Annotated in this window: 19 protein-coding genes; 13 read left to right on the top strand and 6 right to left on the bottom strand. The window is 72.6% G+C overall.

Translation table 11 applies throughout. The features are described from left to right. Positions 1-92 precede the first annotated feature (92 nt). From HUT12_RS24995 to glnA (HUT12_RS25025), 7 genes are all read left to right on the top strand, one after another. A complete protein-coding gene (locus HUT12_RS24995) occupies positions 93-236 on the top strand; it encodes a hypothetical protein (protein WP_161595048.1) in 144 nt (47 codons plus the stop codon). Continuing rightward, positions 233-787: a hypothetical protein gene (locus HUT12_RS25000; RefSeq protein WP_131056399.1), complete on the top strand. Its 555-nt coding sequence runs from the start codon at positions 233-235 to the stop codon at positions 785-787. The genes HUT12_RS24995 and HUT12_RS25000 overlap by 4 nt, the downstream gene beginning before the upstream one ends. After that, complete coding sequence (locus HUT12_RS25005) at positions 777-2,393, top strand: glycosyltransferase family 2 protein (protein WP_176094948.1); 1,617 nt, start codon at positions 777-779, stop codon at positions 2,391-2,393. Before HUT12_RS25000 ends, HUT12_RS25005 begins: the two co-directional genes overlap by 11 nt. Further along, complete coding sequence (locus HUT12_RS25010; protein WP_131056403.1) at positions 2,381-3,238, top strand: choice-of-anchor P family protein; 858 nt, start codon at positions 2,381-2,383, stop codon at positions 3,236-3,238. The genes HUT12_RS25005 and HUT12_RS25010 overlap by 13 nt, the downstream gene beginning before the upstream one ends. A gap of 3 nt (positions 3,239-3,241) precedes the next feature. Further along, positions 3,242-4,414, top strand: coding sequence for a non-hydrolyzing UDP-N-acetylglucosamine 2-epimerase (gene wecB, locus HUT12_RS25015; RefSeq protein ID WP_131056405.1), 1,173 nt, complete (start codon positions 3,242-3,244; stop codon positions 4,412-4,414). A 127-nt stretch (positions 4,415-4,541) separates the two neighbouring features. Continuing rightward, positions 4,542-6,023, top strand: a complete 1,482-nt coding sequence (gene glnA, locus HUT12_RS25020; RefSeq protein ID WP_217706044.1) for a type I glutamate--ammonia ligase — start codon at positions 4,542-4,544, stop codon at positions 6,021-6,023. Beyond that, a complete protein-coding gene (glnA, locus tag HUT12_RS25025) occupies positions 5,995-7,371 on the top strand; it encodes a type I glutamate--ammonia ligase (protein ID WP_176094949.1) in 1,377 nt (458 codons plus the stop codon). The genes glnA (HUT12_RS25020) and glnA (HUT12_RS25025) overlap by 29 nt, the downstream gene beginning before the upstream one ends. Before the next feature lie 658 nt (positions 7,372-8,029). On the opposite strand, the gene mptB (HUT12_RS25030) is transcribed toward glnA (HUT12_RS25025), so the two are convergent. Both mptB (HUT12_RS25030) and mptB (HUT12_RS25035) read right to left on the bottom strand, forming a co-directional pair. Further along, positions 8,030-9,676, bottom strand: a complete 1,647-nt coding sequence (gene mptB, locus HUT12_RS25030; protein WP_176094950.1) for a polyprenol phosphomannose-dependent alpha 1,6 mannosyltransferase MptB — start codon at positions 9,674-9,676, stop codon at positions 8,030-8,032. Positions 9,677-9,690: 14 nt separating this feature from the next. After that, positions 9,691-11,091: a polyprenol phosphomannose-dependent alpha 1,6 mannosyltransferase MptB gene (mptB, locus tag HUT12_RS25035; protein ID WP_176094951.1), complete on the bottom strand. Its 1,401-nt coding sequence runs from the start codon at positions 11,089-11,091 to the stop codon at positions 9,691-9,693. Between the two features lie 44 nt (positions 11,092-11,135). Between mptB (HUT12_RS25035) and HUT12_RS25040 the strand changes: the two genes are divergently transcribed. Next, on the top strand, positions 11,136-12,809 hold the full coding sequence (locus HUT12_RS25040; RefSeq protein ID WP_176094952.1) for a hypothetical protein: 1,674 nt from the start codon (positions 11,136-11,138) through the stop codon (positions 12,807-12,809). 71 nt (positions 12,810-12,880) lie between these two features. Here the strand turns inward: HUT12_RS25040 and HUT12_RS25045 are convergent, their stop codons facing one another. Both HUT12_RS25045 and HUT12_RS25050 read right to left on the bottom strand, forming a co-directional pair. Then, positions 12,881-15,991 (bottom strand): bifunctional [glutamine synthetase] adenylyltransferase/[glutamine synthetase]-adenylyl-L-tyrosine phosphorylase, encoded by a 3,111-nt coding sequence (locus HUT12_RS25045; RefSeq protein WP_176094953.1) that lies wholly within the window; start codon positions 15,989-15,991, stop codon positions 12,881-12,883. Then, on the bottom strand, positions 15,991-16,758 hold the full coding sequence (locus tag HUT12_RS25050; protein WP_131054869.1) for a type 1 glutamine amidotransferase: 768 nt from the start codon (positions 16,756-16,758) through the stop codon (positions 15,991-15,993). The genes HUT12_RS25045 and HUT12_RS25050 overlap by 1 nt, the downstream gene beginning before the upstream one ends. A 193-nt stretch (positions 16,759-16,951) precedes the next feature. On the opposite strand from HUT12_RS25050, the gene HUT12_RS25055 reads away from it, so the two are divergent. Together HUT12_RS25055 and HUT12_RS25060 are read left to right on the top strand one after the other, a co-directional pair. After that, positions 16,952-17,827: an LD-carboxypeptidase gene (locus HUT12_RS25055; RefSeq protein ID WP_131054875.1), complete on the top strand. Its 876-nt coding sequence runs from the start codon at positions 16,952-16,954 to the stop codon at positions 17,825-17,827. A 134-nt stretch (positions 17,828-17,961) separates the two neighbouring features. Beyond that, positions 17,962-18,462, top strand: coding sequence for a hypothetical protein (locus HUT12_RS25060; protein WP_176094954.1), 501 nt, complete (start codon positions 17,962-17,964; stop codon positions 18,460-18,462). Between the two features lie 56 nt (positions 18,463-18,518). On the opposite strand, the gene HUT12_RS25065 is transcribed toward HUT12_RS25060, so the two are convergent. Together HUT12_RS25065 and glnA (HUT12_RS25070) are read right to left on the bottom strand one after the other, a co-directional pair. Continuing rightward, entirely contained in the window at positions 18,519-18,944 is a 426-nt protein-coding gene (locus HUT12_RS25065; protein ID WP_131054871.1) for a DUF350 domain-containing protein, read from the bottom strand. A 98-nt stretch (positions 18,945-19,042) separates the two neighbouring features. Continuing rightward, positions 19,043-20,392, bottom strand: coding sequence for a type I glutamate--ammonia ligase (gene glnA, locus HUT12_RS25070; RefSeq protein ID WP_131054872.1), 1,350 nt, complete (start codon positions 20,390-20,392; stop codon positions 19,043-19,045). A 205-nt stretch (positions 20,393-20,597) separates the two neighbouring features. Between glnA (HUT12_RS25070) and HUT12_RS25075 the strand changes: the two genes are divergently transcribed. The 3 genes from HUT12_RS25075 to HUT12_RS25085 all read left to right on the top strand — a co-directional run bounded on the left by HUT12_RS25075 (position 20,598) and on the right by HUT12_RS25085 (position 23,989). After that, the gene (locus HUT12_RS25075) at positions 20,598-22,379 is read left to right on the top strand and encodes an NAD+ synthase (RefSeq protein ID WP_176094955.1); all 1,782 of its coding nucleotides are present in this window, start codon (positions 20,598-20,600) and stop codon (positions 22,377-22,379) included. A gap of 111 nt (positions 22,380-22,490) precedes the next feature. After that, positions 22,491-23,336, top strand: coding sequence for a 3-methyl-2-oxobutanoate hydroxymethyltransferase (gene panB, locus HUT12_RS25080; RefSeq protein WP_131054874.1), 846 nt, complete (start codon positions 22,491-22,493; stop codon positions 23,334-23,336). A 134-nt stretch (positions 23,337-23,470) separates the two neighbouring features. Continuing rightward, positions 23,471-23,989, top strand: coding sequence for a hypothetical protein (locus tag HUT12_RS25085; protein WP_176095959.1), 519 nt, complete (start codon positions 23,471-23,473; stop codon positions 23,987-23,989). The last annotated feature ends 43 nt before the right edge of the window (positions 23,990-24,032 follow it).

Below are 24,032 nucleotides of genomic sequence, written 5' to 3' on the forward strand. Positions count from 1 at the left end.
ACGTTCTAGGAACATCCGCTACGTACGGTTCTGTCCGATATGTTCGCTTTGGCCCGCTTGGGGGCAGCGTTCCAACGGAGAGGTGACGGCGGATGTACCCGACGAAAGGTCCGGCGATCGGCGGAGGTCTCGCGACGACCGGAGTGGCGATTCAGTCCTGGCTGCTCGTGGGGATCGGGCTGGTCCTGCTCGGTGCCGCCCTGTGGCTCGCCACCTTCGTGAGCCGACCCAGATGAACGACCGGCCGACCACCCGGTCCACCGTGGCGAGCTGGCTGCAGGCGGCGCTCGGCGCCGTCTGCGGCGTCGCCCTGGGCGCCCTGCTGCTCAAGCGGTGGCACGACGTGGCAGTGGTCGAGGCGTGGCTGAACGCGCGGCTCGTCGCCGCGATCGGGCTCGCCGACACCGACTCCATCGGCGCGGCCGTCATCTTCCCGCTGGACCAGCGCTGGGTCGGTTTCCTGGTCTCCACCGGATGTTCGGTGGCGCTGTTGCTGATACCGCCGTTCGTGCTGGCCGCACTGCTGGTCGGCTTCCGGCGGGTGACCCTGACCCGGGGCCTGGTCGCGGTGGCACTCGCCGTCGGGCTGCTCGTGGTGGTCAACCAGATGCGCCTCGCCGCCGTCGTCGCCTCGATGCGGCTGTGGGGCTTCGAGGTCGGCTACCAGCGCAGCCATGTCCTGATCGGCTCGGCGATCAGCACCGTCGGGCTGATCGCCGTCGCCATCGTCTTCCTCTTCCTGGTGGGACGCGGCGGCCGGGTACGGAGGTCCGCCGGTGCCCGTTGAGATCCAGTCCCTGGCCGTCCTGAACACGGCGGCGTTCCTGCTCTGCGTCTACTTCTGCGCGTACGTGCTGAGCATCCTGGTGCTGCACCTGCGGACCCCGCGCTCCCAGGGCGGCGACCACACCGGCTTCGACTGGCACATCGTCATCCCGTGCCGCAACGAGGCCAGTGTCATCGCGGACACCCTGCACCGGCTGCTGCGTGACCTGCCGGACGTCACCGTCTGGTGTGTCGACGACGCCTCCGACGACGGCACCGACGCCGTCCTGCAGTCCTTCTCCGGCGATCCCCGCGTCCGGGTCGTCTCCCGCCGGTTGCCCGACGCCGTCCTGGGTAAGGGCGCGGCGCTGAACGCCGCGTGGCAGACGATCGAACGCCACCTGCCGGCGGACGTCGACCCGGAACGGGTCATCCTCGGTGTCCTCGACGCCGACAGCTACCTGGACCCCCGGTGCCGTTCCGCGCTCGCCGGCCCGCGCTACTTCGGCTCCATTTCGGTCGCCGCCGTCCAGGTCGAGGTCCGCATGATCCAGTGCGCCCGCCCGACCGCCGGAATGGGCCGCCTGGCCCGGCTGCTGGTCCGGTTGCAGGACATGGAGTTCCGGGCGCCGATCGCCGCGATGCAGTCGCTGCGCCGCTACACCGCGAGCGTGGCGATGGGCGGCAACGGCCAGTTCACCCGGGTGTCGCTGCTCAAGCAGCTCGCCGCCGAGCACGGCACACCCTGGCACGGGGCCCTGCTGGAGGACTTCGAACTCGGCCTGCACATCCTGCTCCAGGGCAGCCGCACCGAGTACTGCGCGGAGAGCTGGGTCGCCCAGGAGGCGCTGACCAGGATCCGGCCCCTGATCCGTCAGCGGACCCGCTGGGCCCAGGGCTCGATGCAGTGCGGTCGTTATCTCGCCGCCGTGCTGCACTCCCGGCGGGTCAGCAACTCGGCCACCCTGGAGATCGCCCACTTCCTCGCGGCACCGTGGTTCCAGCTTCTCGGCACCCCGGTCTACCTCGGCTGCCTCGCCGTCCTCGGCTGGTACGTCTCCCGGACACCGGGCGGCCTGACGGGTTGGTGGACGGCGGGTGGTTGGGGCGTACTGCCGCTGATCGTGGTCTTCGGGGTCCTGCCCTTCGCGATCTGGGGCCTGGTCTACCGCAACCGCTCCGAACCACACCTCTCCGTCTCCGCCGCGATCGGCCTCGGGGTCAGTCACTGGCTCTACAGCTACGTGCAGTCGGTGGCCGTCTGGTTCGCCTTCGCCCGGATGCTCACCTCCCGCTCGGAGTGGCAGAAGACCGCCCGCGACGCCGACCAGACCCCGGCCCCCGACGACGTGGCCGCCCCACCGGCACCCGCCGCCACCGGCACGGGCTCTGCCAGGACCGCCGGCCCTGTCACGGCCGCCGGCCCTGTCACGGCCGCCGGCCCTGTCACGGCCGCCGGCCCTGTCACGGGCTCCGGCACCGCCATCGGCACCGCCACCGTTCGGCGCCCGCACTACCGCCCGCGCGGCACGGTCTCCGTGCCGCAACCCCCGGTGCAGCCCACCCCGTTCGACCGCCCCGACGTCACCGTCAGAAGCAGAAAGAGAGATCTCACATGCACAAAGTAAGGTCCGGCGTCGCCCGGGCTGCGACGGCGATCGCCGGTGGTCTGGTGATGGCCCTGGCCGTCGCGTCGCCAGCGATGGCCGACACCTCGCAGTCCAGCGCCTCCGCACTGCAGATCAGCCTCGTCGGAGGCGGTCTGGCGAGTTCCGGCACCGCGAGCGCCACCAACGACGGCACCACGGAGTCGATCTCGGGCAACACGAACCCGCCGCTGGCCGTGCTCGGCGGTCAGACCGTCATCACCGCCGGTGTGCTCGGGCAGTCCGTCCGCGCCTACAACGACGGCACCTCCGCCGCCTGTGCCGGCGTGCTCGGTGCCGGTGGCGCCATCACCATCGGGGCCGGCGGCTCGTGCATCGTGACCCCCGGCTCCGAGGTGACCCTCACGCTGGGCACCAACGGGCTCGCCACGATCAGCCTCGTGGCGGACGCCATCTACTCCGAGTGCACCGCGACCAGCAGCCCGTCGGCGAGCGGCTCGGCGACCCTGGTCAACGCGCGCATCGTCTCGACCCTGCTGGGCATCCCGACGACGCTGCTCAGCCTGCCCGCCAACCCGGCGCCCAACACCGGGTTGAGCGTTCCGGGGCTGCTGAACCTGACCCTGAACGGCCAGACCAGCTCGACGACCGGGCAACTGACGGTCACCGCCCTGGACCTGTCCGCCCTGGGCGGCGCGCTCGCCTCGGTGGTCATCGGCACCTCCAGCTGCGGCGTCAACGCCGTGGCGCCGCCCATCCCGGTGATCCCGCTGGCCGGCGCTCCGGTCGCCCTCGGTCTCGGCGCGGTCGTCGCCGGCGCCGGTGGCTTCTTCCTGCGCCGTCACCGCGCCGCGCGCCGGAGCTGACCGATGGGTCGTGACAGAGTGGGGCCCCGCCAGATCATGGTCCTGGCCGGCACCCGTCCCGAGGGTGTCAAGATCGCGCCAGTGGTGCGCCTGCTCTGTCACGACCCACGCCTGACGGTGACGGTGGTCGACACCGGCCAGCAACCCGGCCGGGTGGACGAGGCGTTGGCGCCGTTCCGGCTCCACGCCACAGCCACCCTGAGCGTCGCCCGGGACACCGGCACGCTCGCCGAGCTCGCCGCCGGGTTGAGCACCGCCGTGGAGGGCCTGTTCGCCCTCCACCGGCCGGACGCGGTGGTGGTGCACGGGGACACCACCACCGCGCTGGTCGGCGGGCTGGTGGCCTTCTGGAACCGGATACCGGTGATCCATCTGGAAGCCGGCCTCCGCAGCCACGACCTCACGCAGCCCTTCCCCGAGGAGGCCAACCGGGCCATGCTCGCCCGGATCGCCGCGCTGCACCTGGCCCCGACCACCACCGCACGGGACAACCTGCTGGCCGAAGGAGTACCCGCCGACCGCGTCGTGGTCACCGGCAACACCGTGGTGGACGCCGTGCACACCCTGCTCCGCGAGGGCCTGGCCCGCGTACCGTCCTGGGTGGACCCCGATCGTCGACTGATCGTGGCGACCGCGCACCGGCGGGAGAACTGGGGCACCGGGATCAGCCAGGTGCTGCGGGCGCTGACCCGGGTCACCGCGACACACACCGACGTCGAGCTGGCCCTCATCACCCATCCGAACCCGCACCTGGCCGCACAGGTGCGGGCCGGCGTCGAGGGCGCGTCGAACGTCCGCCTCCTGCACCCGCTCCCCTACCCCGACATGATCGGCCTGCTCCGCGCCGCCCGGGTGGTCGTCACCGACTCCGGGGGCCTGCAGGAGGAGGCCGCCAGCCTCGGCGTACCCGTCGTGGTGACCCGGGCCGCGACCGAACGGCCGGAGATCGTCGCGCAGCACCTGGGCGACCTGGTCGGCACCGACCCCGACCGGATCGTCCGCGCGGTGCGCGACCGGCTCGACCACCCGACACCGGCCATGCAGAGCCGGGCCTTCGGCGACGGCCACGCCGCCCGGCGCTGCGGGCGGGCGATCACCGCCCTGCTGGGCCTGCCGGACGCCCCGTACCCGCGCCGTCGGCCCCCGGCCGTCGCGCCGCGTACCACCCGGGTCTGAGTCGTACCCGTCGAACGACCGGCCCGCAGGCGTCGCCGTGACCGGCCCATTGACGGCGACCGGCCCGGCAGCGCCGTGACCGGCCCAGTAGCGCCGTGACCGGCTGAGCCCGGGCGAAGCCGGGCGGATGGCCGACGTGACGCCGCACGTCGTCGTACCGTCAGGTGACGGCTCGCCGACCGCGCAGGTCAGGCCGCCGACCTGGCCGATGTCCGGACCACCGTGGGAGGACTCCATGTTCACCGACCCGCAGGAGCTTCCGCGCTATCTGGCGACCGAGGACGTGAAGTTCGTCGACGTACGTTTCTGTGACCTGCCGGGTGTGATGCAGCATTTCAATCTGCCGGTGGAGTCTGTCGACGACAACTTCTTCACTGATGGTCTCGCGTTCGACGGGTCGTCGATCCGGGGCTTCCAGGCGATCCACGAGTCGGACATGCTCCTGCTCCCGGACGTCGCCACCGCCTTCATCGACCCGTTCCGGGCGCAGAAGACCCTCGCGTTGAACTTCTTCATCCACGACCCGTTCACCCGCGAGGCCTACTCCCGCGACCCGCGGAACGTCGCGAAGAAGGCCGAGGCGTACCTCGCCGCGTCCGGGATCGCCGACACCGCCTACTTCGGTGCCGAGGCCGAGTTCTACATCTTCGACTCGATCCGCCACGAAACCTCCGCCCACCAGTCGTTCTACTACATCGACTCGATCGAGGGCGCCTGGAACACCGGCCGCGAAGAAGAAGGCGGCAACCGCGGCTACAAGACCGCCTACAAGGGCGGCTACTTCCCCGTCCCCCCGGTCGACCACTACGCCGACCTCCGCGACAGCATCGTACGCCGCCTCATCGACACCGGCTTCACCGTGGAACGCTCCCACCACGAGGTCGGCACCGCCGGCCAAGCCGAGATCAACTACAAGTTCTCCACCCTGCTACACGCCGGCGACCAGCTCCAACTCTTCAAATACATCGTGAAGAACGAGGCCTGGGCCAACGGCAAGACCGCCACCTTCATGCCCAAGCCCCTCTTCGGCGACAACGGCTCCGGCATGCACACCCACCAGAGCCTCTGGCTCGGCGGCGAACCCCTCTTCTACGACGAGACCGGCTACGCCGGCCTGTCCGACACCGCCCGCTGGTACATCGGCGGCCTCCTACACCACGCCCCGTCACTGCTGGCCTTCACCAACCCGACGGTCAACTCCTACCGCCGCCTCGTGCCCGGCTACGAAGCACCGGTCAACCTGGTCTACTCCCAACGCAACCGCTCCGCCTGCACCCGCATCCCCGTCACCGGCAGCAACCCCAAGGCCAAACGCGTCGAGTTCCGCGTCCCCGACCCGTCCGCCAACGTCTACCTCGCCTTCTCCGCGATGATGATGGCCGGCCTCGACGGCATCAAGAGCAAAATCGAACCCCCCGCCCCCATCGACAAGGACCTCTACGACCTCCCGCCCGAGGAATGGGGCGACGTCAAGCAGGTCCCCGGCTCCCTCCCCGCCGTCCTCGACTCCCTCGAAGCCGACCACGACTACCTCCTCGAAGGCGGCGTCTTCACCCCCGACCTACCTCAAGAACGAGGACGTGAAGTTCGTCGACGTACGTTTCTGTGACCTGCCGGGTGTGATGCAGCATTTCAATCTGCCGGTGGAGTCTGTCGACGACAACTTCTTCACTGATGGTCTCGCGTTCGACGGGTCGTCGATCCGGGGCTTCCAGGCGATCCACGAGTCGGACATGCTCCTGCTCCCGGACGTCGCCACCGCCTTCATCGACCCGTTCCGGGCGCAGAAGACCCTCGCGTTGAACTTCTTCATCCACGACCCGTTCACCCGCGAGGCCTACTCCCGCGACCCGCGGAACGTCGCGAAGAAGGCCGAGGCGTACCTCGCCGCGTCCGGGATCGCCGACACCGCCTACTTCGGTGCCGAGGCCGAGTTCTACATCTTCGACTCGATCCGCCACGAAACCTCCGCCCACCAGTCGTTCTACTACATCGACTCGATCGAGGGCGCCTGGAACACCGGCCGCGAAGAAGAAGGCGGCAACCGCGGCTACAAGACCGCCTACAAGGGCGGCTACTTCCCCGTCCCCCCGGTCGACCACTACGCCGACCTCCGCGACAGCATCGTACGCCGCCTCATCGACACCGGCTTCACCGTGGAACGCTCCCACCACGAGGTCGGCACCGCCGGCCAAGCCGAGATCAACTACAAGTTCTCCACCCTGCTACACGCCGGCGACCAGCTCCAACTCTTCAAATACATCGTGAAGAACGAGGCCTGGGCCAACGGCAAGACCGCCACCTTCATGCCCAAGCCCCTCTTCGGCGACAACGGCTCCGGCATGCACACCCACCAGAGCCTCTGGCTCGGCGGCGAACCCCTCTTCTACGACGAGACCGGCTACGCCGGCCTGTCCGACACCGCCCGCTGGTACATCGGCGGCCTCCTACACCACGCCCCGTCACTGCTGGCCTTCACCAACCCGACGGTCAACTCCTACCGCCGCCTCGTGCCCGGCTACGAAGCACCGGTCAACCTGGTCTACTCCCAACGCAACCGCTCCGCCTGCACCCGCATCCCCGTCACCGGCAGCAACCCCAAGGCCAAACGCGTCGAGTTCCGCGTCCCCGACCCGTCCGCCAACGTCTACCTCGCCTTCTCCGCGATGATGATGGCCGGCCTCGACGGCATCAAGAGCAAAATCGAACCCCCCGCCCCCATCGACAAGGACCTCTACGACCTCCCGCCCGAGGAATGGGGCGACGTCAAGCAGGTCCCCGGCTCCCTCCCCGCCGTCCTCGACTCCCTCGAAGCCGACCACGACTACCTCCTCGAAGGCGGCGTCTTCACCCCCGACCTCATCTCCACCTGGGTCGACTGGAAACGCGCCAACGAAGTCGACCCCGTCCGCCTGCGCCCCACCCCACACGAGTTCGCCATGTACTTCGACTGCTGACACCCACCAACACCACTCGGGCCGGCTCCGCTACCACGGAGCCGGCCCGAGCGCGTCACGGGCAGGCGGGCCACCAACCCACGACGAAGGGCGGGCCACCAACCCACGGCGAAGGGCGGGCCACCAACCCACGGCGAAGGGTGGGCCACCAACCCACGGCGAAGGGTGGGCCACCAACCCACGGCGAAGGGTGGGGAGATTTGTTGTCGCTCCAGCGACAACAAATCTCCCCACCTCCCCCAGCACGCCACAACGCTTCGCCGAGGCTCGGCAGCAGGCCGCGTTGGCACGACTCCCGGCGACAAGCTTGCACAGGGCCCACAGCCTCCACTCCCACACTCCGGTCCCAGCCCACGCCCCCGCACAGGGCCCACAACCTCCATCCCGCTCCCCGCCCCTCGCCCACTTACCTCCGCCCCATGCCCTCCGCGCATACCGCCCAGATCGGCAAGCGTGCCGGCTGTGCGGCGTGAGCCCACGCCGGGCCGCGCTGGCGCAGGCGCTGGCGGCAGGCGCGAGGGATCATGGCGGCGTCTCCAGCCGGGGCTGACGGTGTCGGTGCGGGTAGGTGGGGAGATTTGTTGTCGCTGGAGCGACAACAAATCTCCCCACCTCCGGCCGGCGGTCGGCGTGCGACCCGGCTTCGCGGCAACTGGGCTCAGTGTGGCTCACGGTTCCGGCGGATCCGGGACAGAAATCGGACCGCCAGGACAGAGACCAACAGGGTCATCGCCACCGCGCCGGGTGCCTTCACCAGCCGAGCCACGTTGGTGCCGTCCGGCAGGGCGAGGAAGGACGCCAGCGCGCTCGGCACCAGGAACCAGATGGTCCGGGTCGCCGTCACCGCGAGCAGCGCCAGCGGCCAGGTCGCGTACCAGGGGTGGAAGACCGGCGCGAGGACGACGGTGAGGGCCAGCGCCAAGCCCGCGCCGAGCAGCACCGAACGGTGCCGGCTCACCCCCGCGCCCACCCCCGACGGGCTGACACCGAACGCAGCAGGCGGGCCGTTGCCGGTCGCGCGGGCCGCAGGCGGGCCGTATGGAGCGGCGTCGGCGGCGCGGGCATCCCCGTGCTCACCGCGCTGTCCTCGGTCCGGCTGGCGGGGGTGGCGCAGCGCCGACCAGGTACGCCACCAGAGCAGCACCAGCAGGACCGCCAGCAGTGTCAGTGCCAGGATCCGGGCCACCGGCACACCGACGGGCGGCAGCCCGACCGCTTCACCGAGGTAGTCGACGAGCATGCCGACGGCGGTCGGCGGCGAGGTCCACTGCACGGTGTCGCCGCTGCTGCCGAGTCCACCGATCCAGCCCAGCCCGAGACCGGAGAGCAGTGAGGAGAGCAGGAGCGCGCCGAGCACTCCGATGGCGAGCGTGCCGCCGTCGCGTAGCAGTGCCGCCACCGTGTACCGGCCAAGGACGGCCGCCAGCGCGGCGAACGGCAGCACCACCACGGCGGTCGCCTTCACCGAGACCGCCAGGCCGAGCAGCACCCCGGCGACCAGCACCACGGCGACCGAGTGCCCCCTCGCAGCATCCGGCACACCACCGACCGGCGGCGGCGCCGCAGCGCCGGACAGCGCACCGGCAGAGCAGGCGGGACGTCGGACGAGCAGGAGCAGACCGAGCAGGAGCAGACCGAGCATCACGGCGTCGTTGTGCGCGCCGGACACCAGGTGCACCCCGACCAGCGGGCAGGCGAGCACCAGCCAGGTCGCCCGCGCGGGCGGCACCCCCGCCGCCCGCGCCAGGCCGGGCAGGCAGAACGCGGCCAGCAGCAGTCCCGCCACCGCCAGCACCCGCAACACCGCCAGCGTCCCGACCAGGGTGCCGCCGAGGACCACGGCGAGCGCGGCGAGAAGGACGAAGAACGGGCCGTACGGTGCCGCCGTGTCCCGCCACACCGGGGCGACGGCGTCCAGCCACGGACATCCCGCCTCGGCGACACCGGTGGCGTACGGGTCACCGCCGTCGGCGTACACCCAGCCCTGGCAGGCGTACGAGTAGAGGTCCCGACTGCCCAGCGGTGCGCTGACCAGCAGCGGCACCGTCCACAGCGCGGCGGTCCGTAACGCCCACCCGGTCGACGGGGCGCCCGCGCGCAGGGTCCACCAGGCGCCCACCATGGCGGTGGTGCCGAGCAGCCACAGCAGTACGGCCGGAAAGGGGTGGCCGGCCCGGGTGGTGATGCTGTCGGGCAGGGCGCCACCGGTGTACGCGGCGACGGTGAGGGCCACCGCCCCCAGCAGGCCGACGTACCGGACGCGGCGGTCGCGGGTGGAGGCGGGTCGGACGCCGGTCTCGGTCACCGGCGTGCCTCTCCTCAGTCGACGGGAACCGGGCGGCGGGCCGCCCGAGCCGACCGTACCAAGCGGACCGCCACCCAGATCACGAACAGCGTCATCAGCGGCGCACCGACCGTCTTGGTGTACCGGGGCAGGCCGGTGCCGTCGGCCAGCACCTGGAACGCGGCGAACACCGTGACCGCGCTGAACCACCAGGTGCGGTGGGCGGTGGCGGCGAGCAGCGCCAGCGGCCAGAACCAGTACCAGGGGTGGAACAGCGGGGCCAGCGCGACCGTAGCGGTCAGCGCCAGCGCGGCGTGCCAGAGCGGTTCCCGGTGACGCGCCCGGAACCACAACCACACCAGCAGCGCCGCCAGCACGACCATGCCGATCCCCCGGGTCACCGGCAGCGCGTCGACGTGCAGGCCGAACGGCAGCAGCACGTACCCGACGGTCTGCCCGACGGCGGTCGGCGGCGAGGTCCAGGCGATCACCTCGTTGCCGTGCGACAGCCCGGTGATCCAGCCGAGGTTCAACCCGGCGCCCAGGGTCACCCCGATCAGTGTCGCCACCGCTCCGCCGACCACCGGGGTGCCGTGGCGCAGCAACCCCCGCAGGGTGAAGCCGCCGCCGATCGCCAGCAGCGCCGCGAACGGGACCACCACCAGGGCGGTCACCTTGATCCCGGCGGCCATGCCGAGCACCACGCCACCGGCCAGCAGCGGCCACGGCCGGGCCGGTCGGCTGACCACGATCGCCAGGCCGGCCACCATGAACCCGACCATCAACGCGTCGTTGTGCACCCCGGAGATCAGGTGTACGCCCACCAGCGGACCGGCCAGCGCCAGCCAGAGCGCCCGGCCGACCGGCACACCGCAGTGGCGGGCCAGCACCGGCACACTCACCGCCGTCAGCAGCACACCGGCGACCGCGAGTACCCGGAACAGCGCGATGCTGGCGATCAGCGAGCCGGTCGCGGCGACGATCGCGCCGGAGAGCACCACGAACAGCGGCCCGTACGGCGCCGGGGTGTCCCGCCAGATGAACGACATGGTGTCCAGCCACGGACACGGCAACGTGGAGACGCCGTACTCGTACGGGCTGATGCCGTTGGCGAAGCTGGCCCCCTGACAGGCGTACGCGTAGGCGTCCCGGCTGCCCAGCGGCGGCGTGAACAGGAACGGCACGAGCCACAGCCCGGCGGTGACCAGCGCCCACCGTGCCGACGGCACCCGGTCCCGCAGCGTCCACCACGCGAACGCCATCGCGGCGGTACCGAACAGCCACAACGCGATGATCAGCGGCCCGTACGGCCCCTGCCAGATGCGCAGCGGAGTGGGCCGCAGGTCGCCGTCGGGCAGGGCGCCGCCGAGGAACGCCGCCACGGCGAGCATGATCGATCCGGCCAGTCCGGTCCAGCGCACGAGGTGATGGGACACGTCCGACATGCTGCCAGTACCGTGAGCGCGGTACGGAGGTGGGCATGCGGGGCAGTCGGGTGGTGGCGCTGGCCGCCGCGTCCGCCGGGGCGCTCGGTGTGGCGTACCTCATCCTTCCGGCGATGGGTTCGGACCTGGCGGCGCAGGTGGCCCGGGCCGACTTCTTCGCCGCACACGGCGCGACCCCGGTCGACCTGCGCTGGTACGCGGGGGTCCAGCAGTTCGGCTACAGCCTGCTGACCCAGCCGGTGATGGCCCTGCTCGGGGTACGCCTCACCGGCGTGATCGCGGTGGTCGCGGCGGCGGCCCTCCTCGCCGCGCTACTGGTCCGCACCGGAGTGCCTCGACCGCTGCTCGGCAGCCTGGTCGGGGTGGTCACCATCGCCGGCAATCTGGTCTCCGGCCGGGTGACGTACGGCCTCGGGGTGGCCTTCGGCCTCGCCGCCCTGCTCGCCCTCACCTGGCGCCGCAGTTCGTGGCGACCGCTCGTGCTGGCCGGTGCGGCGGCGTTGCTGGCCTCGGCGGCCAGTCCGGTGGCCGGACTCTTCGTCGGTCTCGCCGGGGTCGCCGTGCTGCTGTCCGGCCGGTACGCCGACGGGCTGACCGTCGCGGTCGCGGCGGCGGTGCCGCTGGGGGTGACCGCGGTGCTGTTCGGTGACGGCGGCTGGATGAACATCAGCCGGACCGACACGATCCGGGCGACGGTGACCGCCCTGCTGGTGGCCGCGCTGGTCGGCTACCGCCCGGTGCGGTCGGGTGCGGTGCTGGCAGCGGGCGGGGTGGTCGCGGCGGCGCTGGTGCACACCCCGGTCGGGCTGAACGCCACCCGGCTGGCGACCATGTTCGCCCTGCCGGTCCTGGCCGCCGCCGCCCGTCCCCCCGCCTGGCTGGCCCGCTCGGCCCACCTCCGCATCGCACCGCGACCCGACGCTTCGCCCCAGCCCGGCCGATCGGTCCAGGCCAGTCCCCCGACTCGGCCCGACCTCATCGGGCGACCCGAGGTGTCGGCGCGGCCGAGGCGGCGGGGCGTGGCGGCGGTGGCGCTCGCTGTGCTGCTGGCGGCGGTGTGCTGGTGGCAGCCGCCGGTGGTCTCCGCCGACCTGCGCAGCATCGGCGACCCGACCAGCCGTCCGAGTTACTACGCCCCCCTGCGGGCCGAGCTGGACCGGCGCGGGCTGACCGGCCGGCTGGAGGTGCCGCCCACCCGCAACTACTGGGAGGCCGCCCGGATGGGTGACGTGCCGCTGGCCCGGGGCTGGCTGCGGCAGGCGGACATCGACCGCAACCCGCTCTTCTTCACCACCGTGCCCGGCGCGGCCGGCACCGGTGTGCCGCTGACCGCCGACAGCTACCGGGACTGGCTCGACGAGTACGCGGTGCAGTACGTCGCGGTGCCCGACGCACCACTGTCCTGGGTCGGCCGCGCCGAGGCCGAGCTGGTCACGGGCGGCCTGCCGTACCTGACCGAGGTGTGGTCCGACCCCCACTGGCGGCTGTACGCGGTGACCGACCCGACGCCGCTGGTGGGTGGCCCTGCCGAGCTGGTCCGCTCCGACGGCGCCTCGGTGACCTTCCGCACCCCGGACGCGGGCCCGGTGCCGGTGCGGGTCCGGCACAGCCGCTGGCTGACCGCGTCCGGCGGCGCCACCGTCGACGCCGACGGGGACTGGACGGTGGTCACGGTGCCGGGCGCCGGCACGTACACCCTCGGTGGTTGATCCTCGGGCTCTCGACGGGGTGTTAGCAGGGGACCCCTGCTCTACCGCAGGCGTTAATAAGGTGCCCTTCCTTACATCTCCAGGACGCGTTGCATGGCGGCGCGGGAGCGGCGGCCGGTGCGCAGGTACTCGTCGAGGAACTCGCCCGGATCGTCGCGGCCGAGCAGCCGGACCACGCCGGCCAGTTCCACGCCGTGTCGGGGAAGTTGGTCGCCGGCCCGGCCCCGGACCAGCATGAGGGCGTTGCGGACCTGGGCGGTCAGGGTCCAGCCGGCGGTCATCGCCTCGGCGTCCGCCGGGTCGATCAGGCCGGCGTCGCGGGCGGCGGAGAGGGCGTCGAGGGTACGGGTGCCGCGCAGCGACGGGTGGGCACCGGCGTGCTGCAACTGGAGCAACTGCACCGCCCACTCGACGTCGGCGAGGCCGCCCCGGCCCAGTTTGGTGTGGGTGGCCGGGTCGGCGCCCCGGGGCAGCCGTTCGGTCTCCACCCGGGCCTTGATCCGGCGGATCTCGATGATCTGTTCCCGGGTGAGGCCGTCGGCCGGGTAGCGGACCGGGTCGACGAGTTGCTCGAAGCGGGTGCCCAGGTCGGCGTCGCCGCAGACGCAGCGGGCCCGCAGCAGCGCCTGCGCCTCCCACACCCGCGACCACCGGGCGTAGTACTGCTGGTAGGCGGCGAGACTGCGGACCAACGGCCCCTGCCGGCCCTCGGGGCGCAGGTCGGCGTCGACGCCGAGGGCCGGGTCGGGTGCCGGCATGCCGAGCAACCGGCGCAGTTCCTCGGCGATGGCGTGGGCGGCGGCGCTCGCCGCGCTCTCGGCGACGCCCTCGGGGGCCTCGTAGACAAAGAGGACGTCGGCGTCGGAGAGGTAGTTCGACTCGTACCCGCCGAGGCGGCCCATGCCGATCACCGCGAACGTCAGGTCGGGCATGGCGGGCTGGGCGGCGCGGACGGCCCGCAGCGCGGCGGCCAGGGTGGCGTCGGTGACGGCGGCCAGTGCGGTGCCGACGGTGATGACGTCGCCGAGCGTCGAGCGATCCGTGTCGGGGCGGGTGGGGGTCAGCGAGCCGGCGTGGCTGAGCACGTCGGCGCAGGCGAGCCGGAGCAGTTCCCGGCGGCGCAGCGCGCGGACCGCCCGGATCGCCTCGACCGGGTCGGTGTGGCGGGCGGCCGCGGCGGCGAACCCGTCGCCGAGCACCTCGCGGGGCCGGGGGGTCAGCTCGCTCTCCTCGGCCAGCAGACGCAGCGACTCGGGTTCCCGGCTCAGCAGGTCGGCGACGTACCGGGAGGAGGAGAGCACCCGGGCCAGCCTGCGGGCCACCGGGCCGGAGTCACGCAGCAGGCGCAGATACCAGGGGGTGCTGCCGAGGGAGTCGGAGACCTGGCGGTAGTTGAGCAGGCCACGGTCGGGTTCCGGGGCGTCGGCGAACTCGCTGAGCAGCACCGGCAGCAGGGTGCGCTGGATGGCGGCGGTGCGGCTCACCCCGCCGGTGAGGGCCTGGAGGTGACGCAGCGCCCCGGCCGGGTCGGCGAATCCGAGGATCTCCAGCCGGTTGCGGGCCGCCTCCGGGGTCAGGCGCAGGCCGTCGGCGGGTACCCGGGCCACCGACTCCAGCAGCGGCCGGTAGAGCAGTTTGGCGTGCAGTCGGCGTACCTCGGTGGCGTGGGTGACCCACTCGGCGCGGAACTCCTCGACGGCGCTGCGTCCCGGCGTGGCGGTGTAGCCGAGCGCGGCGGCGAGCCAACGCAGCGCGCCCGGTTCGGTCGGCACGGTGTGGGTGCGCCGCAGGCCCTGGAGTTGCAGGCGGTGCTCGACGCCGCGTAGGAAGCGGTAGCCGCGCAGCAGCGCCTCCCCGTCGGCCCGGCCGACGTAGCCGCCGGTGACCAGCGCCCGCAGGGTGGGGATGGTGCCGGGTGCGCGCAGGGACTCGTCGCCCCGGCCGTGCACGAGTTGCAGCAACTGCACCGCGAACTCGATGTCGCGCAGGCCGCCGGGACCGCGCTTGATCTCGCGTTCCTGCTCCTTGGCCGGGATGTTGTCGATGATCTTCCGACGCATGGCCCGGACGTCCTCGACCGCCTCGGGCCGCTCGGCGGCGTGCCAGAGCAGCGGCGCCAGCTCATTGATCCACTCCCGGCCGAGCGCCAGGTCACCGGCGGCCGGACGGGCCTTGAGCAGCGCCTGGAACTCCCAGGTGCGGGCCCAGCGCCGGTAGTACGCCAGGTGGCTGGCGAGCGTACGCACCAGCGGCCCCCGGTTGCCCTCGGGACGCAGCGCGGCGTCGACCGGCCAGGCGACCAGCCCGCAGATGTGGATCAGCCGGGTGGCGACGGTGGTGGCCGCCGCCAGGTCGTCGTCCTCGGCGGCCACGAAGATCACGTCGACGTCCGAGACGTAGTTCAGCTCGCCGCCGCCGCACTTGCCCATCGCCACCACGCCCAGGCGCGGCTCCCGGGCGCCCTCGGGCAGCTCGGTCACGGCGATCGCGTACGCGGCGGTGAGGGTGGCGTCGGCCAGCGTGGAGAGTGCGGCCATGGTCTGCTCCAGGCCGCGCCCGCCGGTCAGGTCGGCCGCCGCGACGCGCAGCAGCGCCAGCCGGTACGCCCGACGCAGCACCGCCACCGGGTTGCCCTCGCCGGTCAGGTCCAGCCGCCCGTCGGCGGTCGGGGCGAGCCCGTCCGACTCGGTGCGCAGCACCGTCCACTGGTCCGGGTTGGCGACGAGGTGGTCGCCCAGTGCCGAGGAGGCGCCCAGCACGGCGATCAGTCGACGGCGCAGCCCCGGGTCGTCGTGCAGCGCGGCCAGCAGCGGCGACCCGGCGCCGATGCCTCCGGTCGAGGCGGCCACCGGCTGCCCCTGGGCGGGGGCGGTGGCCTGGCCCGGTCCGGCGCCGCGCTGGCGTACCGCCGCACCGGTGCCGCCGTTCGTGCCGGCCAGGGCGCGGCGCTCGGCCTCGACCATCCGGTGCAGTTGGCGCAGCGCCAGGTCCGGGTCGGCGGCCCGGGACAGCGCGGTGAGCAGTTCCCGCGCCTGGTCGCCGGTGGGCTCCTGGGTCTGCGGGCGCCACAGGTCGAGCCCGTCCGGGCCGAGCAGGTCGGCGGCGCGGGCGCCGAGGTCGTCGTCGGTGATGCCGAAGCCGTACCGGGCGAGCCGGCCGGTGGCGTTGCTCGGGCGGCCCATCAGTGCCCGAGCAGCGGCAGGGTGCGGCGCGACCCGCTGTCGTCCAGTTCGCCCAGGGCCAGGGCGGCGAACCTGGCGGCGAAGGGCTGCCAGACGTCCTCCACGTCGGCCAGCACCGCGGCGCAGGCGGCGACCACCAGCTCCGGGTCGTAGTCGAGCTCGGCCAGCACCGCCGAGTCGGTCGCCCACTCGGCGATCATGTCGGCGTCGCACTCGATGTGGAACTGCAGGCCCCAGGCCCGGTCGCCGAGGCGGAACGCCTGGTGCGGGAAGCGGGTGGAGGCGGCCAGCAGGGTCGCACCGGCCGGCAGCTCGGTGATCTCGTCGGTGTGCCACTGGAGCACGTCGGGGATGAGCGGGACGTACCGGAACAGCGGATCGTTCTCGGCGGCGTCACGCCGGCCGACCACGGCGGGCCCCACCTCCGGCCCGGAGCGGCTGCGCTCGACCGTGCCGGCGTGCGCGGTGGCGAGCAGTTGCGCACCGAGGCAGACCCCGAGTGTCGGGACACGGTGCCGGACGGCCTTGCGGAGCAGCCCCTCCACCGCCGGCAGCCAGGACGCGCCGGGCTTGCCGTCCGGGTCCGGGTAGGCCTGCTGGTCGCCGCCGAGCACCACCAGCGCGGCGTACCCGTCGAGGTCGGCGGGGAGCGGGTCGCCCGCGTGCGGGCGGGACACCGACAGCTCCAGACCGGCCTCGGTCAGCCACTCGCCGAGCCGTCGCGCATCGTCGGTCGGGTCGTTCTCGATCACCAACGCGGTAGCCACGCCGTCGAGGCTATCCGGTCCGGCCGACGGGCCCGGCGCGCGGGACCGGTGCGGTGTCCAGGAACGTCGGCGGTGTCGCGGCGAGGTCCAGTGGACGTTCCTGGACACCGCACTAGGCTCTGCCGCTGTGTCCCACCACACCGCACCCGATCACGTCGTACGCCCGCCGGCGCTGCGCCCCGGCGACACGGTGATGCTGGTCTCGCCGTCCGGGCCGACCCGTCCGGAACGGGTGGCCCGGGGCATAGAGCTGCTCACCGGCTGGGGCCTGCGGCCGGTGCCCGCCCCGCACGTGTACGCGCGGCAGGGCTACCTGGCCGGCACGGACGCACAGCGGGCGGCCGACCTGAACACCGCCTTCGGCGACCCGACGGTGCGCGGGGTGATCTGCACCCGGGGCGGGTACGGCGCACAGCGGGTGGTGGACGCGATCGACATGGCGGCGGTGCGCCGCGATCCCAAGGTGGTGGCCGGGTTCTCCGACATCACCGCGCTGCAACTGGCGCTGTGGCGGGGCGCCCGGCTGGCCGGGGTGCACGGGCCGGGGGCGGCGTGGCGGGACGAGCGCACGCCGTTGGCGTCGGCCGAGTCCCTGCACGCGGCGCTGACCACCACCGCGCCGGTGACCGTACGCGCGGTCGAGACCGAGGACACCTTCCCGGTACGCACCTCGGGCCGGGCCGTCGGCCGACTGCTGGGCGGCAACCTCTGCCTGGTGGTGGCCTCGGTGGGCACCCCGGACATGCCGGACCTGAGCGGGGCGGTGCTGTTGCTGGAGGACGTGCAGGAGCCGCCCTACAAGGTCGACCGGATGCTGACCCAGTTGCGTCGGGCGGGCGCGTTGGACGGGCTGGCAGGGGTGGCGGTGGGCCAGTTCACCGACTGCGCGGACGGCTGGCCGGTGAGCGTCGCCGACGTACTCACCGAACGTCTGGGCGACCTGGGCGTACCGGTGCTGGGCGGGCTGCCGGTCGGGCACGGGCCCGGTCAGCTCAGTGTGCCGGTGGGCACCCGGGCCGTCCTCGACGCCGACGCCGGCACGGTGACCGTGGACCCGGCTGTCCACTGAACCACCCGAAAGTCCGGTTCATCCGGTATTCGCGGCGCGATTGCCAGCTCGCTGACAGGTCTGCCACGGCTCGACCCCAGCCAGGCTGGTCACTGTCGGTGACGTCATCGCATCACCGACGAGTTGGAGGACCGATGTCCCGCACGATCTCGAAGAAGCACCTGCTGGCCGGGCTGGCCGCCGCGGGTGTCCTCGGCGTGGGGATCGCCGCCCCCACGGTGGCGCTCGCCGACGACAAGGCCACCCCCAGCGCCAGCGCGAGCGCCGAGCAGCAGGACGAGAAGCGGCCGGAGCCGGGCGCGCACCGGGCGAAGTTCGCCGAGTCCCTGGCCGAGGAGCTGGGCGTACCCACCGAGAAGGTCACCGAGGCGCTGGAGAAGCTCCGTGAGGAGCACAAGCCGCAGGGTCGCCCGGACGGCGAGGGTCGCGAGCGTCCTGACGGGGACCGGGGGCCGAAGGGCTCTCCCGAGGACCGTACGGAGGCGCTGACCGAGCGGTTGGCCAAGGCGGTCGAGGACGGCAAGCTCACCCAGGAGCAGGCCGACGCGATCACCGCGGCCGTGGAGGCCGGCGTGTTCGGCGGGCCGGGCGGCTGGGCCGGCCGGGGCGGCCCCGCTGGGACCCCCGGGAAGTGACACCGCGCGCGGGGCGGCATCCGTCCGGATGCCGCCCCGCGGTCGTGTGAGTCGGCTTAGGCGATACAGGCGCAGACGATCAGCGCGGCACCGAAGTGGGTGGCGGCGCTGACCTTGGCGACCGGGTGCGGCTCGTCGGCGCAGATCACCTCGCCCAGCTTGCCGGGGGTGAGCAGGTCCAGCACGAAGAAGGCCAGCGCCATGATGCCCAGGCCGATCACTCCGAACAGGATCGTCGAGGCGAGCCCCTTGGCGAAGTCGCTGTAGCTGGTCAGGATCGCGGTGAAGACGATCCCGGCGACGCCGAGCTGGTTGGCGGCGAGCAGCAGGCCGGCGTTGGCGTTGCGGCGTATCCAGATCAGGTCCCGCAGCTTGCCCGGGGTCAGCAGGTCGACCAGGACGAAACCGGCGGCCATCAGCCCGACCCCGACCACCCCGAACACCACGCTCTGCCAGGCTCCGCTGAGCAGATCCTCCAGCACCGACTGCCTCCCCCACCGTCTGCGGCCGGCGGGCGCCGGCACGGTGATCGAGACGATAGCGGCACCGCGCAACGCCCGCCCGGGCGGTGGTGGCGGTCCTACAGCGACAGGTACCGCTGGCGCTCGTACGGGGTGACCTCGCGGCGGTACTGCTCCCACTCGGCCCGCTTGTTACGCAGGAAGAAGTCGAAGACGTGCTCGCCGAGCACCTCGGCGACCAGCTCCGAGCCGGCCATCACGTCGATCGCCTCGGCGAGGTTCTCCGGCAGTGGTTCGTACCCCATGGCGCGGCGCTCGGCGCTGGTCAGCGACCAGACGTCGTCCTCGGCGCCCGGCGGCAGCTCGTACCCCTCCTCGATGCCCTTCATCCCGGCGCCGAGCAGCACCGCGAAGGCGAGGTACGGGTTGGCCGCCGAGTCGGGCGAGCGGACCTCCACCCGGGCCGAGTTCGGCTTGCCGTACGCCGGGACGCGGACCAGCGCGGAGCGGTTCAGGTGCCCCCAGCACACGTACGCCGGGCTCTCGGTGACCCGGTCCGGCAACGCCTGGGGGAAGAGCCGCTTGTAGGAGTTGACCCACTGGTTGGTGACCGCCGTGTACTCGCGGGCGTGCACCAGCAGCCCGGCGATGAACGCCCGGGCCACCTTGGAGAGCTTCATCGGGTCGCCCGCGTCGTGGAACGCGTTGCGCTCCCCCTCGAACAGCGACAGGTGGGTGTGCATGCCGCTGCCGGGCTGGTCGGTGAAGGGCTTGGGCATGAAGGTGGCCTGCACGCCGGTGGAGAGCGCCACCTCCTTGACCACGTGCCGGAAGGTCATGATGTTGTCGGCGGTGGTCAGCGCGTCGGCGTAGCGCAGGTCGATCTCCTGCTGGCCGGGGGCGACCTCGTGGTGGCTGAACTCGACCGAGATGCCGATCCGTTCCAGCGACAGCACGGCCTGGCGGCGGAAGTCGCGGGCCACCGCGTGCGTGGTGTGCTCGAAGTAGCCGCCGCTGTCCACCGGCACCGGGACGCTGCCGTCCATCGGGCCGTTCTCCAGCAGGAAGAACTCGATCTCGGGGTGGGTGTAGAAGGTGAAGCCCTTCTCCGCCGCCCGGGACAGCGCCCGGCGCAGCACGTGCCGGGGGTCGGCCCAGGAGGGCCCGCCGTCGGGGAGCAGGATGTCGCAGAACATCCGGGCGCTCTCGCCGCTGACCCCGCCCTCGAACGGGAAGACCTGGAAGGTGGTCGGGTCGGGCATGGCGACCATGTCCGACTCGAAGACCCGGGCGAAGCCCTCGATCGCCGAGCCGTCGAACCCGATGCCCTCCTCGAAGGCGGCCTCCAACTCGGCGGGGGCGACGGAGACGCTCTTGAGCGTGCCGAGCACGTCGGTGAACCACAGCCGGACGAAACGGATGTCCCGCTCTTCGAGCGTGCGGAGGACGAACTCCTGCTGACGGTCCACTGCCCCAACCTTCCGCGACACGCTATGTCCGGCTTCGGACGGTGATTACCCGACCTGACCGACCAGTCTCCACCGACCCGATTACGCAGACGTTAACCGACCCGCGGCCACTGCGTCCCGCCCAGTCCCGACCCCCGGTCGCCGGGTGGCGTGGTCTGCGCGGACACCACGTGTCGAGTCCGCCCACCGTGGGCAAGATGAGGACATGCCCACCCTGCGTCTCGCTCTGTGCCAGGTCAACCCCCGGGTCGGCGACATCGCCGGCAACGCCGAGATGATCCGCTCGTGGACCCGGAGATCCGCCGACGCCGGAGCCGGACTCGTGCTCTTCCCGGAGCTGGCGCTGACCGGCTACCCGGTCGAGGACCTGGTGTTCCGGCGCTCCTTCGTCGCGGCGTCCCAGGCGGCGCTGCGCCGCCTCGCCGCCGACCTGGCCGCCGACGGGCTGGGAGACCTGCCGGTCGTGGTGGGATACCTCGACGCCGACGGCCCGCCCCAGGTCAGCCCGGACGCCGAGCCGGGCCGGGGGGCCCGCAACGCCGCCGCCCTGCTGCACCGGGGCGAGGTGGTGGTCTCCTACTACAAGCACCACCTGCCCAACTACGGCGTCTTCGACGAGGACCGCTACTTCGTGCCCGGCGACACGCTGACCGTCGTCCGGCTCGGCGGGGTGGACGTGGCGCTGACCATCTGCGAGGACCTGTGGCAGGCCGGCGGCCCGTTCGCCGCCGCCCGCGACGCCGGGGTCGGGCTGGTGGTCAGCATCAACGGCTCGCCGTACGAGCTGAACAAGGACGACCTGCGTCTGCCGGTGGTCCGCCGGCGCGCCGCCGAGGCCGAGGCGACCATCGCGTACGTCAACATGGTCGGCGGCCAGGACGAGCTGGTCTTCGAGGGCGACTCCATGATCGTCGCGGCGGACGGCACGCTGCTGACCCGTGCGCCGCAGTTCGTGGAGCACCTGCTCGTGCACGACGTGGAGCTGCCGGAGACGGGCAGCGGTCCGGGCGCCACCCTCGGCGGTGCCCGCGACGGCGCCGCGCTCACCGGCGGGCTGCGGATGGTGCGGGGCACGATCGACGCCCTGCCCCCGGCACCGGACGGCCCGCCGGTCCACGGCGGGATCGTCGAGCCGGTCGCCGACGAGGCCGAGGTGTGGGAGGCCCTGGTCCTGGCCCTGCGTGACTACGTCGACAAGAACGGCTTCCCCTCGGTGGTGCTCGGGCTCTCCGGCGGCATCGACTCGGCCGTGGTGGCCGCCATCGCGGTGGACGCGCTCGGTCCCGACCGGGTGGTCGCCCTCTCCATGCCCAGCCAGCACTCCTCCGGGCACAGCCGCGACGACGCCGCCGACCTGGCCGAGCGCACCGGCCTGGACTACCGGGTCGAGCCCATCCAACCGATGGTGGACACCTTCCTGGCGAACATGTCGCTCTCCGGGGTGGCGGTGGAGAACCTCCAGGCCCGGGTACGCGCCGTCATCCTGATGGCGCTGTCCAACCAGGAGGGCCACCTGGTGCTCACCACCGGCAACAAGAGCGAACTGGCGGTCGGCTACTCCACCATCTACGGCGACTCGGTCGGCGGCTTCAACCCGATCAAGGACGTCTGGAAGACACTGGTCTGGCGGCTGGCCACCTGGCGCAACGCCGAGGCGACCCGGCGGGGCGGGACGCCGCCGATCCCGGAGAACTCGATCGGCAAGCCGCCCAGCGCCGAACTGAGCCCCGGCCAGCTCGACAGCGACGCGCTGCCCGACTACGACGTCCTCGACCCGATCCTGATCGGCTACATCGACGGCGACCTGGGCCGCGACGGCCTGGTGGCCTCCGGGCACGACCCGGCGGTGGTGGACAAGGTGCTCCGGCTGGTGGATACCGCCGAGTTCAAGCGCCGCCAGTCCGCGCCCGGGGCGAAGATCTCGATGAAGGCGTTCGGGCGGGACCGGCGGCTGCCGATCACCAACCGGTGGCGCGAGGACGGCTGACCACCGGCGAGTGACATCCTCCACTGCGCTCTGCCGCGACCGGGGCCGCCGGTGCGACGATCGCGGCAGAGCCCGGGGACCGCGTACGCGGCCTCGAGGAAGGAGACAGTCATGGTGGAGTCCACCCCGACCGAGGTGACCGCCCTCTACGGCGGCCCGGTCACCCGACGGGTCCGCACCCGCGACCTGATCGCCGCCAAGGAACGCGGCGAGAAGTGGCCCATGCTCACCTCGTACGACCAGTACAGCGCCTCGATCTTCGACGCCGCCGGCATCCCGGTGCTGCTGGTCGGCGACTCGGCCGCCAACAACGTGTTCGGCTACGAGACCACCCTCCCGATCACCGCCGAGGAGCTGCTGCCGCTGGTCCGGGCCGTCGTCCGGGCCACCCGCCAGGCGCTCGTCGTCGGTGACCTGCCGTTCGGCTCGTACGAGGAGGGCCCCACCCAGGCCCTGCGGACCGCCGTGCGGTTCATGAAGGAGGGCGGCTGCCACGCGGTGAAGCTGGAGGGCGGCCGGCGCTGCGCCGACCAGATCGCCGCCGTCGTCGGCGCCGGCATCCCGGTGATGGCGCACATCGGGTTCACGCCGCAGAGCGAACACACCATCGGCGGCTACCGGGTGCAGGGCCGGGGCGACACCGCCGAGGACGTGATCGCCGACGCGCGGGCGGTGGCCGAGGCGGGCGCCTTCGCGGTGGTGCTGGAGATGGTGCCCGGTGAGGTCGCCAAACGGATCACCGCGGAGCTGAGCATCCCGACCGTGGGCATCGGCGCCGGCCCGGAGACCGACGCCCAGGTGCTGGTCTGGCAGGACATGGCGGGGCTGCGCACCGGCCGGACGCCCCGGTTCGTCAAGCGGTACGCCGACCTCGCGGGCGTGCTCGGCGAGGCCACCCGGCGCTTCGCCGACGAGGTACGCGGCGGGGAGTTCCCCGGCGCCGAACACACCTTCTGAGCGGACCGTCACGGCCCGTGGACGCACGCACGGGCCGTGACACGCCCACCGACCTGCCCGTCCCTGCGGCGGCACCGTCGGAACCGGGCAGCGGGATCTGCGGAAGGCGGCTAACGTACCGGCCCGTGAAGCGAATGCACACCTCCGTCCTGACCCTGGCGTGCGCCTGCCTGCTGGCGCTCACCGCCTGCGGCGGGGACTCGGCCGACACCGCCGCCGACACCGCCCCGTCCGCCGTACCCCCCACCGCCACGGTCGCGCCGCCCTCGGCCACCCCGACCCCCGCCGCCTCCGCGCCGTCGACGGCCAGCGCCGCCGACGTGGTCGGCGACAAGAAGTTGTGCCAGTCGGCGAAGAAGGCCAGTGACGGGATGCGGGCCGAACTCGTCAAGGCCCTTCAGTCCGGCGGCGAGCCGACCCCGGCCGTGTTCAAGGAGATCCTGGGCGGGTTGGAGAAGGAGATGACGAAGCTCGCCGCCAGCGGTGGCGGCGACAGCAAGGTGGCCGCCGCGATGGGCAAGTTCAGCACCGAGGCGGGTCGGGCGGCAGCCGCCGCCGATCCGGCCGCCGCCGCCGACAACCCGGGCTTCGCCAAGGCCGGCGAGAACCTCACCGCCGCCTGCAAGAAGGCCGGCGTCGAGGTCGTCTTCTGATCCCTGCGTACGACGCAGCGGCCCGCCGGGATCCCGGCGGGCC

The organism is Verrucosispora sp. NA02020, assembly GCF_013364215.1.
Taxonomy (GTDB): domain Bacteria; phylum Actinomycetota; class Actinomycetes; order Mycobacteriales; family Micromonosporaceae; genus Micromonospora.